We start from the raw sequence: 13,555 nt of genomic DNA, 5'->3' as shown, positions 1-13,555 counted from the left end.
TCTGGCACATGGATGCAAGGGCCGACAATCGCCGGCGCGCGGGCGGGGGAATCAGGTGTTTTGGCGCGATGCGGCGGCCCGCTGCTGCAGGAAGCGATCGAGCTCGCGCAGCGTGCCGATTCGCTCCACGCGGGGCAGCCACTGGCGCGCTTCCTCGGCTGCCCGTCCGCCTGCAACGATGGTGACGCTCGTGGGCACAAGTCGGTCGAGCACTTTGAGTTCCGCCCCGCGAACCGGGTCATCGCGAAGCACGAGGGAGAGCAGCAGGAGCTGCGCCTTTCGCACCTCTACTACGTGAGCGATTTCCTCGGCCGGCAGATTGGGGCCGAGGTAGGTCACGCGCCAGCCGCGTGAGACGGCGAGCATGGCGACCAGCAAGGCGCCAAACTCGTGGAGCTCATTGGCGGGCGTAGCAATCACTGCGTCGGGGGCATCGGAATCGGGCGAATAGGTTCGAATCAGCGCGCCGAGCAGGTTGCGGAACAGGCTGCTGGCCGCATGTTCGTGAGCGATGCGCAGATCGCCGCTCTCCCAGCGGTCGCCCACTTCCTGAATCATGGGTGCTGCAACCTCGAAAATGAGTGTGCGTGGATCGAGTGCAACGGCTGCACGCGAAAGAATCCGGGCGGCCTGTTCGAGGTCAAAGATGCGAAGCGCCTCGAAGAATGATTCCTGAATGTCGGCACCGACGGAATCGGGTGCGACAGGCGGCGGAGTTTTTTCAGGATGCTTGCCGAGAAGGGATTCGAGCTCGCTCGCCGGAAGGTTCGCCACTTCGCTGATGGCATGGCCGCGCTCAAGAAGCTGCTTGATGAGGCGAAGCCGTTCGATGTCCTGATCGTTGTAGAGGCGGTCGCCGCCGGGCGTGCGAACCGGTTGCAGGCCATGGTAGCGCCGCTCCCATGCACGCAACGCGTGAGTGGAAATTCCGGTCAGCGTGGCAACCGTACCGATGCGGTAGCGCGCATTTGTCGTACTGGGTGGTTCTTCCGGCGGCACCTGTGATCCTCTGCCTGCAGATCCTCGCGCGGGGTCGTGCTCGCGTCAAGGCAAATTTGAGCGAAATGGTCCTATCGAAATAGAAACGGAATCATCAGGTGAGCGGTGCAGTGAAGCGCCACGATAAAGGTCGGAGAGACCGCAAAGAACAGTGCGCTCATTACGCAGCCGGGCAGAATGGTGCGGGTCGCAAACAGCTGCCCGTGAAAGCTCGCACCGGTCAGCTCGTGGGAGAGCGCGAAGAGAAGCCCGGTAATGACGATGGCAGCCAGTTTCGCGCGTTGCTCGCCGAGCGTCTTCCTCAGGCCGAAGTAGGCCAGCGGCAAGGTACCCAGGCGAAACAGGATTTCTTCGATCAGCCCGGCCGAGAGCCCCTGCATCATGCCGGGTTTCGCGCTTTCCTCTGGCGGAATGAAGGCCGGCATGTTCTCTCCGACAACGGCGCGAAGCAGAAGCGTCGCCCCGATCGCGAGTACCGCACCAGAGAGCGCGTCATATTCTGCACCCCGCAGATCGGCAAGGCCGGGCTTCTGGCTTCCGTACCAACCCGCAATGGCTGCAACGCTCAGCATCGGGACGGCGAAACTCCCCAGCATGTTTTGCAATGGCTTGAGCAGCGGGTCGGCCTGCATCTGCTCCAGCAGGTTCGGCGGGTCGAGGAAATGGAGCGCCAGCACGATGCCCAGATAGGGCAAGGCGTACAGCGCCGCCACGGCGACCTCGGTGGGCGCCATGCGGCGTTCGATTCGCTGTGCAAGGAACTCTCTCAAAGTGGGCACAGAATAGCGTTTCCAGAGGGGTTCAGTCACTTTTTCGCGAAACCGGCCGAACTGTCCCCTTCGAGGGATTGCAGATATAAAGTAGAGTTGGATTTTCGGGCAATGGGGAACGCAGGGCGCCAGGCCTCTTGAGGCCTGGTTCAGTCGGATAACCGTGGGTGCCATCATGGGTGACGACATCAGGAAGCGGCTTTGGGGGCGACTGTTGCTTTACGCAGCCGTCGCCTGGGTGGTGATCTGGTCGATCGATTCCTTTATCGATTCTTCTCTCAACGAAAATGAAACGTTTTTGAGATCGATGCTCTCGCCTTCCTGGTATGAGATCTGGGTGCGTACCCTGATTCTTGTGCTGATGGTGGTGTTCGCCTACCTGATCGCGCGGCTTCTGGCCAACCATGGAGATCTCGCGCGTGCGCTTCGCCACAGCGAAAGCCGCTACGAACAGATCGTCAATTCCACGAGCGACGGGGTCTGGGCCATCGACGCCAGGGGAAAGACCACCTTCGCCAATGAACAGATGGCGCAAATGCTGGCGGTGAGTCTGCAAGAGATGCTCGAGAGCAGCATGTATGATTTCACGGATGAAGAATCCGGGAAACAGACCGCCTCCAGCAACATGGAGCGGCGGCGCGAGGGCATCAGCGAGATTCACGAGTTCCGGTTTATTCGCAAGGATGGAACGGAGCTGATCTCGGAGCTGCAGACCGATCCTCTCTTCGATGAAAACGGCAACTTCGAGGGTGCACTCGCACTGGTGCGCGATCTCACGCCGCGCCGGCGGGCCGAGGAAGCCCTGCGCGAGGCCGAGGACCAGCTCGAAGAAGCGCGCCGAATGGAGAGCCTGGGCCTGATCACGGGAGGCATTGCCCACGACTTCAACAATCTTCTGACGCCGATCCTGGCTTATGCGCGCATGGCGATGGACTCGATTTCAGACCCGGTGCGCGTCTACGAGAGCATCGAAAAGATCGAACTTGCCGCCTCGCGTGCCGCAGACCTGATCGCTCAACTTCTTTACTACACCGGAAAGACCCGGCCCGATCTGGTGCCGCTTTCCGTCAACAAAGTGGCAGAAGATTTTGTTCGCGTGATGGAGGCGACGACCCCTGTAACCGTCGCGCTGGAACTGCAACTCGATGCGGCAATGCCCGCGATCAGGGCCGATGCCGGCCAGCTCAACCAGGTTCTGGTGAACCTTCTGCAGAATGCGATCGAAGCAATCGGCGACAAAGGCGGCCGAGTGGCGTTGCGAACGCAGACGGTTGTTCTGGAGCCCCGGTCGCCTGCGATCAACTCGCCGGAATTCTCACTGGGCCCGGGAAACTACGTAATTCTCGAAGTGCGCGACGATGGAATCGGAATGGACGAAGCCACGCGTGCGAGAATTTTCGAGCCCTTCTTCACAACGAAAAATGGCGGTCGGGGGCTCGGACTCTCGGCACTGCTTGGAATCGTTCGGGCCCACGGCGGCGCCCTGGATGTGGAGAGCGTTCCCGGAGAAGGAACCTCTTTTCGGTTGTACTTCCCGCTCTCTGATGCGGTGCCGGTGACGGCCGATTCCTGCAAGGAATGCGGAATCCCGGGGCGGTGGACGGTGCTGCTGGTGGATGACGAGCGGGAAGTGCTGGAAGTGGCCAGCCAGTTATTGCAGAGGATTGGGCATCGGGTTTTCGAGGCGCTCTCGGGAGAAGAAGCAATCCGAATTTATGAGCGCGAACGCGCAGAAATTGACTGCGCTGTGCTTGATCTCAACATGCCGGACATGAACGGTCGTGCGCTGAAAGAACGGCTGCAGGGTCTCAATCCCGAACTGCCTGTCGTGATCGCCACCGGTTACCCCGATGCCGATTTGCTCAGGGAGCTTGGCGAGGATGGATTACTTGTCCAGAAACCTTACTCGCCGGATTCCCTGCAACGGAAGCTGGAAAAAGCATGCCGGCGCGCGCCGGGCTGCGATCGTCCCTAGCGAAGTCCGATGGCAAATGCCGTGTTGGGGGCGTGGGCTTCCGCGGCAAGAGCGCCCAGAATCGCTTCCCGAATTTGTTCGATGTTGCCCGGCTTCTGCAGGAAGCCGTGGGCGCCCTTGCGCAGCACATCCCGGCGAAGGTCCATGGCTGAATAGACGAGCACGCGAGGCGTTGCGAGTCCGCGCTCGCGGCGGCGCGCGAGTTCATCGAGTACCTGCGCACCGCTCACTCGCGGCATCATCATGTCCAGGATCAGCAGATCGGGCTCATACTCGTCGAGCAGTTCCAGCGCGTCGAAGCCGTCTTTGGCGCTCTTCACTTCCGCGCGCAGCGACTTTGCCACGAACGAACTCATCAGACGCTGCAGAGTGGGGTCGTCATCGCAGACAAGGATCTTCGTGCGCGTATCTGCATGAGCGGTCGGCGCAGATGGCCGCGAGATTGCCGTGTCCTTGAAGATTCGTGGAATGGGCGCGCGCCCGGGGGTAGTCGCTGGCGCAGTTGCGGCGTCGGCATCCATTTCCAGCACGCGCCTGACGACTTCGATCAGTTTTCCGCCCTGGAGCGGTTTCTGCAAAAACTCGGTCGCGCCGGCACTGCGGGCCGCGCTCTGCTGGCGATCGCTCCCCTCGGCACTCACAACGACTACGGAGACATTTCGGTATGCCGGGTCGTTGCGGAGCTTGGCGATAAACTGCATGCCGCTGAGGATCGGCATTTCCAGATCGGTGAGAATCAAATCGAAGCGGGATTGTTTGAGACGCTTGAGTGCATCAATCCCGTCATGGGCAAACTCTACCTGTAGCCCCCGGATGGTCTTGAGCAGTCCGGCGATCAATCGAACCATGGGCTCGGAGTCTTCGACAATCAGTGCGCGATGCTGGTTCATGTTCTGCCTCTGTGACGCTTCGCATCAGGGTGCCCGATTCCAGGTGCGACAGTGTGTATTGTGTTTTCAGCAACAATCGTTCCATTGACATGAAAATGAGTTATTGAATTCGATCTAGTTTATCTTTTAATTTCAGGTAGTTACTGTTTCCCTGATTCATCGAGTAGGGCTCATCGCGTGCTATGAGATAAATTGGGCCAACATGCCCGACAATAAAGTCCGATCTTTGACGATATTGTCCGCGCGCATTTCGGGAATGGGCCGGTTTGACCCGGTGCGCTAGAGTGGACAACCCGTTTCGCTGAGGCAGGAGGCCCCGGGCCCATGAAAAACACGATTCATTGGTTGCACCGCATCTATCTGATGGCGCTTCGCTTCGCCACGTGGCTGGGTGAGCTCGGCATCCCCCACTTCCACCGGCTGGGCCTGCTGCCCGGCGACGACCGGGTCCGCGTGATCGCCGACAATCGATACGGCTGGAAGAGCGGCAAACAGGGCGTGGATGTTTACCTTCCGCGCAACCCTCCCGGAAACGGCGCGCCGTTGCCGTTTCTCTTTTATATGCACGGCGGCGGCTGGGTCTCCGGCGGGCGCAAGCTCTCGGCCATCACCGGACGCAAGCTCGCGGCGCGCGGCATTGCGGTGATCAGCGTGGGCTATCGCCTCTCGCCAGAGTTTACGCCCAACGAGCAGCTCGAAGACCTCCACGCGGCGCTCCGCCTGGTGCGCGAGCGTGCCGGTGAATGGGGTCTCGATCCCGATCGCTACGCGTTCGCCGGCGAATCGGCCGGCGCGCATCTCTCGGTGCGCTTCGCCCAGGAAATCGCAGAAGACCTGCCCGCGCCGCAGGCCGTTGTGGCCAAGTATGGGGTATTCGACTTCCTACGCTGGGCGCAGACGAACTGGTTTACCCGGCACATTGCCTCGCCCTTTGTTTTCGATTGCATTCGCGGGGTGGAATCGCCCGAGAGCGGGGCCCGTGCGGTCAGCGCGATTCAGCCGCTGCGCTCTTGCGAAACGAGGGTGCTCCTCATCCACGGCTCCAGCGATTCGGTGACTCCCTGGGACCAGAGCGAGCAGCTCGCCGCCTACCTCAAAGAGCAGGGAAGCGCCGTCATTCTCAAAACCTACCCGTGGATGGAACACGCGTTCACCTACATCCCCTTCGATTGGGTCGATGGTGTGCGCGAAGCCTATGAATTGATGAATGACTTCCTTCAGCGAGAGCTCATGGAGCCCAGAAAAAAGGCCGCGTAGGAACGCGGCCTTTTTGGGGGATCTTGCTCCGCTAGAGTGCCTGTTCGCGATTGAGATCCTTCAACAGCGAGTATTCGATTCTTTGCGTGCCTGACTGGCGTGCGCGGGAGAGGGCGTGGCGCGCCGCTTCCACCAGCGCCGGGCCATGGGCAGTTGCCGCCATCGTTGTGGTGGCAAAGCCGATGCGCAGATCGAGGCTCTCGCCTTCTGAATCGCCGGCGGTGATGGCGTCGGTGTTTTCGATGAGTCGCTCGGCTACCTTGTGGGATTCCTCGCTACTGGCACCTACCAACAACACCGCGAACAGCGAGCCGCTCAGGCGAACGGCCACGTCCTCGTCACGGCGGATGGTTTTCCAGACCGCATCACCGAATTCCACGAGGGCGCGTTCACCCTCGGCATCGCCGAAGCGTTCCTTGATTTGCCAGAGGTTGGAGAGCTCCCCATAGAGCAGCGTAACCGGGTCGGTCTCGATGCGCGCGCGCTCGAGTTCCTCTTCCAGGCGGCGCGAGAGATAGCCCGCGTCGAAGAAAGTTGTTACCGGATCGCGCGTCGGGGGGCGATGGAGCAGGGCGCCCACACTGTCGAGACGCTCGCGCGCGGCGCGGCCCAGAACCAGAATGGTGCCGATCACGACAGCGAGCACGGCAAGGCCCGGCAATTTTGCCGGACCGCTCACGTCCATCAGATCCCGAAAGGGCTGTCCGGTGGGGAGGGTGCCGGTTATCTCCATCCCTACAAGCGCAAGATACGGAACCAGGAAGGCGATGGCGTAGGTCTTGCCGCCGTTTCCGGGGAAGAACAGCCACGCGCCAATGAGCATCAGCGGCACGCCAAGGGCCAGGGGGCTCTGCGTGGGGCTGCTCGCCGCGAGAATCAGCAGGAAGAAGAAGGCATCGCGAACAAGGACGAATCCCAGAAGTCCGCGGAAGCGACGAAGTCGTTTTCTGGGATAGCGGTTGAGCCAGCGGGTATCGCGGGTGATGTAGGTGACCGGCGCGCTGGTCAGGAAAAAGAGCACGCAGAAGAGATCGTAGGCCAGCGTCAGGTTCGAATCGGCGGGCCAGATTTCGGAGCCCGAATAAAAAATTCGCACGAGCACGGCCAACGCGAAGTTGATCCAGCTCGCGTAGAGAAGGGCTGTCAGATAGGCCCGATAGTCTTCAATCTGAAGTGGCTGTGGCGACTGCGAATGCCACAGGGAACTCAGCGGCTCTTCCCCGGTGAACGGATCTTCCATAGATAAACCTCCCCGCCCTGATGCCCTCAAGATCCATGCTGACTGTTCTGGCTGCGCTGGAAATCCTATCACAGGAATCGCGTCGCGGCGGGCAGAAATTGGAGAAAAAGCGCATTTTGGGGCTCCTGCTGCCGGGGCGCGATTCGGGCATCGGGCTGCTATATAGGGAGCCGATGTTTCGCGCGCGCCTGGCGCGCGGCCAGCCTCCGGAGGATTCAGCCCATGCCCCGACGTCCTGTCTTTCTGGCGCTTCTTCTACTGATCCTGAGCATGCCGGTCCGTGCGGGCGCGACAGAGCCCACGAACCCCGCCGACCCGCGCATTACTCCGGTGGTCCGCGCGGTAGAGAAAATTTCCCCGGCAGTGGTGAATATTCGCACCCTTCAGGAAATTCGGGACAACCCCTTCGAGATCTTCGGCCTGCATCGATTCTTCGCGGCTCCGACCATGCCGCAGCGGCGCGAAGTGCGCTCGCTGGGCACGGGCGTGCTGATCGACCCGGTGGGGTATGTGCTCACCAACGCTCACGTGATTCTGGGCGGAAACCAGGTGCTGGTGGCTCTTGCCGACGGCACGGAGATCGAGGCCGAGGTGATCGGCGCCGACCAACGCCGCGACCTGGCGGTGCTTCGCCTTCCCGACAACCGCAAATACCCGGCCGTGCCGCTGGGGGATTCGCGCGATGTGCGCATCGGCGAGACGGTCATCGCCATTGGCAATCCCTTCGGGCTCTCCCACACGGTAACGACCGGCGTGCTCTCGGCCGTGGGGCGCGTCGTCCAGGCGGAGGGGAACTCGTTCGAGAACTTCCTGCAGACCGATGCGGCCATCAACCCCGGCAACTCCGGCGGCCCGCTGGCCAATGTGCTGGGGCAGGTAATCGGAATCAACACGGCCATCGACGGCAGGGCGCAGGGAATCGGTTTCGCCATTCCCATCAACGACGCCCGCCGGGTGCTCGACGACCTCATCCGGTACGGACAGGTGCAGGAACCCTGGGTGGGTTTCCAGGTTCAGGAACTCGATCTCACGCTGGCACAGGCTTTCGGCGCAGAGGAAAAGGGCCTGCTCGTGACCTTTGTTTCGAAGGCAAGCCCGGCGGCGCACGCAGGTCTTCAGATCGAGGACGTCCTGCTCGATTTCGATGGCCACCCCATGCGGAGCTACGGGGATTTTCGTGCGCGGATGAAAAATCTCACCGTCAATGACAAAGTGCAGCTCACGATCCTGCGCGACCGCCAGCTCATGCGGCTGAGTTTGACCACCACTGCGCTGCCCTCGTCCGAGGTCGAAGAGCTGCTCTGGAAGCGCATCGGCATCCGCACGGTCTCGAACGATGAGAAACTGCGGCGACGCTACAAGCTCGTGCCGGAGATCGGGGCTGTCATCGCCGAAGTCGCGCGCCGCTCCATTGCCGGACAAATCGGCCTGCAACCCGGCGACGTCATCGTGCGGGTGGACTCGCGCAAGACCGCCGATCAGGAAGGCTTTCTGGAGGCCCTTCGCAACTCTCTGAATCACGAGACCCTGCTGCTGGCCGTGGTGCGCGGGCGTTACCAGTATCTGGTCACCATTCCACTGGAATAGTGTGAAAATTCCGGGGCTGTGACACCATTTGTCACAGGGACTCGGTTAGACTCAGCGGCGGGTATGTCGAGCAATTCATCCAGTCAAAACGGCCGCGTCATCGTTTGCGGCGGCCCGCGCGCGACGCAGCAGCGTCTGCTTGCCGACCTGCGCGCGGCATTGCAGGACGTGCGTGAGAATCCCGCGCTACTGAAGACGCCGGTGCTGGTGGTCGTGCGCTCGCGGGCGTTGCGCGACCACGTCGCGACCTTGATTGCCGAAAAGCTTGGACCCGCCGTCCTGGGAATTTCCGTGCAGACCCTGCAGGCCACTGCGGCCGATATCTTGCGAAACGCACGCGAGTCACTGGCACTCGAGGACGGACTGGGCTCGGTGCTGGCACGGCGTTACGCGGCGCAGGAGAAAGTTCTGCGCGAGGTGCTCGAAGATTTCGAGGACGGTTACGGGGTCGCCGCCGCTGCAATGCGCGACTTCATGAGTGCGGGGCTCGGGACCGACAGCAAGAATCTGGATGAAGTGGTTGCTGCCATCGTCCGCGCACCCGGCCGGGCAAAGGACAAGGCCCGCGCGGAGGCCGTTGCGCGCGCCAGTCACCAGAGCGCGCTGGAAATGGACCGGCTGGGTATCGGCCGGCAGGAAGACCGCGTCGCGCGCGCCGCCCGTCTGCTCGAAGAGCAGGGCGCGAGCGTGCTGCCGGCCCGCGCGGTCTTCATCCACGGTTATTCAGATGCCACCGGAAAGGCGACGCGGCTTTTGCGCGCGCTACTTGGTGCGTGCGACGCGCGCCTGTATCTCGACGAGCCGCCCAACCCGGTGAGCGTCAAACCCGACGAGCGTGTCGACGCATTCACGCGGCGCCTGCGCGGCCGGCTCAAGGATGTCGCGACCTTCGAAGCAAGCAAGGCGGTGCCGGCACGCTCGGGTATCGAAACATTCAATGCCTCGGGTGGTGATGCCGAGATCCGCGAGGTGGCACGTCGCGTGCGGGCCCTGCTCGCGGGGGGCGCACGCCCCGAGCGCATCGGCGTCGTGGCGCGTCAGATTCGCGATTACTTCCCGGCGATTCGCAGGGAGTTTGCCGACCTGGGCGTCCCCTTCGGCGGTGAGCAGTTGCCCCAAGCTTTCACTTCGCAGGGTCGCAAGGCGTTGGCGCTCACTCGGCTTCTCGAAGACGGGATGAGTGCTTCGCTCGATACCTGGTTGCAGGCCGGTGCGCGGATCAAGCAGCCCGAGCTGCTCGTGCTCGGTCTGCGCAGTCTCGGCGTGGTGCGGCTCTCCCAGCTCGTGGAACTCAGTCTCGAAGAAGTGGGCGCGGGCAAAGGACTGGCGCTTCCGATTCGTGAGGGCTTCGTTGCGCCCGGCGATGACGGGAATGTGCCGCTACGCGCCCGCCGGTTCTGGCTGAGCGCGGATTTTCTGAAGCGGGCGCAGGCCTTGGCGCGGGCCCTGGGCGAAATGCTGAAGAAATGGCCCGGGGCAGCCACGCTCGAAACGCATGGCGCGCATGCAACAGCGCTGCTCACGAAGCAGCTCGACTGGAAGGACGATGCGCGCGACATCGACACGCCCGGCGTGCTGGTGCGACTCTCGCGCCTTCCCGGTCAGGGTGAAGAACTCACGCGCGAGGAATTCCAGGACCTTCTTCGCAAACAATTGGAGAACGAAGGCGTTGTTCCAATTGCCGGAAGTGACAGTAAAGGCGGCGGCGTGCGCATCATCGATGCCAACCGCGCAGCGGGCCTCACTTTCGAGCACCTGTTCGTCGTGGGTCTTAACGCCGGGGTTTTTCCGCGCACCATCACCGAAGATCCCATCGTCGAGGACAGCATCCGAAGTTCCCTGCTGGAAGTGCTCCCCGACCTGCCCATCAAGCGGCGCGGCTATGACGAGGAGTCGCATCTGTTCGCACAGCTTCTGGACGCCGCGCCCGCGGTGACGCTCTCCTGGCAGCGCTCCGACAGTGAAGGACACGCGCGGGAGATCTCGCCGCTGCTTGAGCGACTGCTGGTTGAGCGCGCTGACATCGAAGAGCCTCGAAAAGTGCCGCGCCTGCAGTCGCTCGCGCTCTCGGGCGAGTGGGCAGGCGGCGAAAATCGCCCGCGCACCGCGCAGGAAAATCTGCGGCTGGCCGCGCTGATCGGTACGCGCGAGCAATGGGCCGCACTGCTTCCGCTTGCGCTGGAGTCGAGAGATGACAATCTCGCGGCTGAAGCCGCATCGGCACGTCAGGCAATTCTCGAAGAGAAGGATCCGCATCCCTTCACGCCCGAAGGACGACGACGCCTTGCTGGACCCGGGCCCTGGTCGGGCTTTGTCGCACCGATGAGCGACAAGAGTGATCCGCGGGCCGGAGCGCTGTTTATTACGTGGCTTGAAGCCATCGCGAGCTGCCCCTGGCGCGCATTTTTGCGCAACGTGCTGCGAGTTGAGCCCGCGCCCGACCCGGCGGGGGCGCCGGGCCTGGAGCAGCGCCTCATCGGCGATGTCGTGCACCGGGTGCTCGACCAGATTGTCCGTGGCCATGGCGAGCTTCCAGAGGACTTCGTGCAGGCGATCGAACAGGGCGCGCGGGAGATCGCGCGACCACAATGGCAGCATGTGCACGAACTGGCCGCCGGTGCCGCGCGCGAGCAGGCGCTTCGTAACGCACTCACGCTGCCGGGAATGCACAGGACGCTTGCCGAGCGCTCGCTCCCCTACATTCGCCGCGCGCTGGAGATTGACTGGCCCAGCGAGGAATCGCGGGTCTCGGTCGTGGGCTCGGAGCTGCGCATCGATACTTTCGTTGAAGATCACCGCGGCGAGCGACGGACCATTTCGTTCTTTGCCGACCGCGTGGACCTGCGCGAAGGGCGCCTCGTGCTCACAGACTACAAGACCGGGCGCCCGATTTCCGAAGGCAAGCGCGCCGATACGCGCCAACGGCACCTGCACAAAGCGGTTGCCGAGGGCCGCCGCCTGCAGGTGGCGGCCTACGCGCGCGCGCCCCACGAGGGCGGCGCCACCGGTCGCTATCTCTTTATCGATGAGCGCATCGATGCGAGCTTTGCAGAAGCGAGTCTCGATGGTGAGGATCCGCTGGTCAGCGAAGGCTTTCCAAAACTCGCGCAGCTTCTTCTCGAATGCTGGGACGAGGGCGTTTTCTTTCCGCGGGTCGAAACCGCGGCGGGGGCAACACCGACGGCGTGCGAATATTGCGAGTTTGCTTCGGCCTGCGTGCAGGGCGAGCGCTTCGAGCACGACCGGCTGCGAAACGCGGCGCAGGCAGGCCTTGGCGAAGATGCGACCGCGCTCTCCCGGCTCGCAAACCTGTGGTGGCTCGGCAGCGTGCCCGACGCCGAATCCGGGGAGGAGGAAGCGTGAGCGACGAGCAGCAAATCCGCCTGCGCGACGGCGAGGCCCGCGAGCTTGCACGCAGCAGCTTCGAGCACCCCATCGTCCTCGAAGCGGGCGCCGGAACCGGCAAGACCGCCACCCTCGTCGCGCGCGTGCTCACCTGGTGTCTGGGCCCCGGATGGGCGCGTGCCGCGGAAGACCTGACCATCTCGCGAGGCGGCGACGCGGACGCGCGCATCTTTGCCGATGAAGTCGCGGTCCGTGTGGCCGACCGCATCGCGGCAATCACCTTTACCGAGCGCGCCGCCGCAGAGATGAAGGAGCGCATCGCGCGGGGCTTCGCCGCCGTTCTTCGCGGTGAGGGTATCGTCGGCCTGGAACTGGAGCGCTTCGAGGAACCGCTCGAGATCCTGACGGTCCGGGCCAAGCACCTGCTCGCAGTGCTCGACCACTTCTTCGTCGGCACGATCCACGCATTCTGTCGGCGGTTGCTTGCGCAATACGCGCTGCCCGCCGGGGTTCATCCGGGCTTTGTCGTCGATGCCGACGAGGGAATGAGTAATTCGCTCATCGAGGACGTGCTCGCCGACAGGCTGCAGGAGGTCTATGGCGATCCGGGTGACGAAAACCTCCTGGCGCTCGCGGCGATGGGTTGGGGACCGGCGGAGATCGTCGAGGCACTCGGAGAGCTGATTCGCGGCGGCGTGCCCGCCGAGGCGCTTGCCCACGATCCCTACGCGCCCGAGCTGGTGAAACAGGCGGCGAGTGAGCTTGCCGCGCCGCTCGAAGCGTTCATCGGGCTCGCGGCCGGACCGCTGGCCGAGGGGAAAGGAAACCTCAACGCCGCGCGCAGCGTGCTTGAGGCGCTGGGGACGCTCGCGACGCGCCTTGCCAATGTGAGCGAAGCGGGCGAGCTGCGTGATCTGGCGCTCGAAGTCGATGTAAAGCGCCTGCGCGAATGGGGTGAGGGAAAGCTCAACAAAACGGAGAGTAAGGCGCTGGCCGGAATTGAAGACGAAGTGCAGGCTGCGGCCGCGCCGCTGGCCGCGCGAATACGTCATCTGCAGAGCCTCGATCCCGATCTGCTGCCACGCGCGTGCGTTGCGCTGCGCGAACTGCTCGGCAATGTGCAGGCGCGTCTTCGCGCCGAAGGGATCGAAACCTTCGCCGCCCTGCTGCGCGACACGCGCGACCTGCTGGCCGGCGACGAAGTGCTGCGCGGTCATGTTCGCCAGCGCTTCGATCAGCTTCTGGTTGACGAGTTCCAGGACACCGATCCGGTTCAGTACGAAATCATCGAGTATCTGGCCCTCGATGGTCCTTCGTTCGAGCGCCCGGGCCTGTTCCTGATCGGTGATCCCAAGCAGTCGATCTACGGCTGGCGCGGCGCGGACCTGGGCGCCTACGCGCGCTTTATCGCCCGGGTGAAGGATGAAGGGGGTGAGATTCATTCGCTGCAGGTGAACTTCCGCTCCGTTCCCGCGATTCTCTCCGAGGTCGA

9 protein-coding genes are annotated in these 13,555 nt (G+C 63.0%); 5 read left to right on the top strand and 4 right to left on the bottom strand.

Features of this window, described 5'->3' with window-relative positions:
• Positions 1-51 precede the first annotated feature (51 nt).
• Together KDH09_00305 and KDH09_00300 are read right to left on the bottom strand one after the other, a co-directional pair.
• Entirely contained in the window at positions 52-999 is a 948-nt protein-coding gene (locus KDH09_00305; protein MCB0218106.1) for a MerR family transcriptional regulator, read from the bottom strand.
• Positions 1,000-1,070: 71 nt separating this feature from the next.
• Positions 1,071-1,733: a CPBP family intramembrane metalloprotease gene (locus KDH09_00300; protein MCB0218105.1), complete on the bottom strand. Its 663-nt coding sequence runs from the start codon at positions 1,731-1,733 to the stop codon at positions 1,071-1,073.
• Positions 1,734-1,944: 211 nt separating this feature from the next.
• Between KDH09_00300 and KDH09_00295 the strand changes: the two genes are divergently transcribed.
• Complete coding sequence (locus tag KDH09_00295) at positions 1,945-3,744, top strand: PAS domain S-box protein (GenBank protein ID MCB0218104.1); 1,800 nt, start codon at positions 1,945-1,947, stop codon at positions 3,742-3,744.
• Here KDH09_00295 and KDH09_00290 read toward each other — a convergent pair.
• Positions 3,741-4,634 carry a response regulator gene (locus KDH09_00290; protein ID MCB0218103.1) on the bottom strand — a complete coding sequence of 298 codons (894 nt, stop codon included), beginning with the start codon at positions 4,632-4,634 and terminating at the stop codon, positions 3,741-3,743. The two genes, KDH09_00295 and KDH09_00290, sit on opposite strands and share 4 nt — an antisense overlap.
• A 324-nt stretch (positions 4,635-4,958) precedes the next feature.
• On the opposite strand from KDH09_00290, the gene KDH09_00285 reads away from it, so the two are divergent.
• Positions 4,959-5,891: an alpha/beta hydrolase gene (locus tag KDH09_00285; protein ID MCB0218102.1), complete on the top strand. Its 933-nt coding sequence runs from the start codon at positions 4,959-4,961 to the stop codon at positions 5,889-5,891.
• Positions 5,892-5,922: 31 nt separating this feature from the next.
• On the opposite strand, the gene KDH09_00280 is transcribed toward KDH09_00285, so the two are convergent.
• Positions 5,923-7,131, bottom strand: a complete 1,209-nt coding sequence (locus KDH09_00280) for a diguanylate cyclase (protein MCB0218101.1) — start codon at positions 7,129-7,131, stop codon at positions 5,923-5,925.
• A 222-nt stretch (positions 7,132-7,353) separates the two neighbouring features.
• On the opposite strand from KDH09_00280, the gene KDH09_00275 reads away from it, so the two are divergent.
• The 3 genes from KDH09_00275 to KDH09_00265 form a co-directional block, all read left to right on the top strand.
• On the top strand, positions 7,354-8,718 hold the full coding sequence (locus tag KDH09_00275; GenBank protein MCB0218100.1) for a trypsin-like peptidase domain-containing protein: 1,365 nt from the start codon (positions 7,354-7,356) through the stop codon (positions 8,716-8,718).
• Positions 8,719-8,781: 63 nt separating this feature from the next.
• Entirely contained in the window at positions 8,782-12,081 is a 3,300-nt protein-coding gene (locus KDH09_00270) for a PD-(D/E)XK nuclease family protein (GenBank protein ID MCB0218099.1), read from the top strand.
• Positions 12,078-13,555 (top strand): UvrD-helicase domain-containing protein (locus tag KDH09_00265; GenBank protein MCB0218098.1); only part of this gene is annotated, 1,478 nt, incomplete at its 3' end. The genes KDH09_00270 and KDH09_00265, both read left to right, overlap by 4 nt.

This window comes from Chrysiogenia bacterium, assembly GCA_020434085.1.
Lineage (GTDB): Bacteria > JAGRBM01 > JAGRBM01 > JAGRBM01 > JAGRBM01 > JAGRBM01.
The sequence above is the reverse complement of the archived record's forward strand: the minus strand, read 5'-3'. Positions and strand labels throughout refer to the sequence as shown.

Coding starts and splice junctions, on each gene's coding strand:
- KDH09_00270 (MCB0218099.1), top strand. CDS start 8,782: ATGTCGAGCAATTCATCCAGTCAAAACGGCCGCGTCATCGTTTGCGGC.
- KDH09_00285 (MCB0218102.1), top strand. CDS start 4,959: ATGAAAAACACGATTCATTGGTTGCACCGCATCTATCTGATGGCGCTT.
- KDH09_00280 (MCB0218101.1), bottom strand. CDS start 7,131: ATGGAAGATCCGTTCACCGGGGAAGAGCCGCTGAGTTCCCTGTGGCAT.
- KDH09_00295 (MCB0218104.1), top strand. CDS start 1,945: ATGGGTGACGACATCAGGAAGCGGCTTTGGGGGCGACTGTTGCTTTAC.
- KDH09_00290 (MCB0218103.1), bottom strand. CDS start 4,634: ATGAACCAGCATCGCGCACTGATTGTCGAAGACTCCGAGCCCATGGTT.
- KDH09_00300 (MCB0218105.1), bottom strand. CDS start 1,733: ATGGCGCCCACCGAGGTCGCCGTGGCGGCGCTGTACGCCTTGCCCTAT.
- KDH09_00275 (MCB0218100.1), top strand. CDS start 7,354: ATGCCCCGACGTCCTGTCTTTCTGGCGCTTCTTCTACTGATCCTGAGC.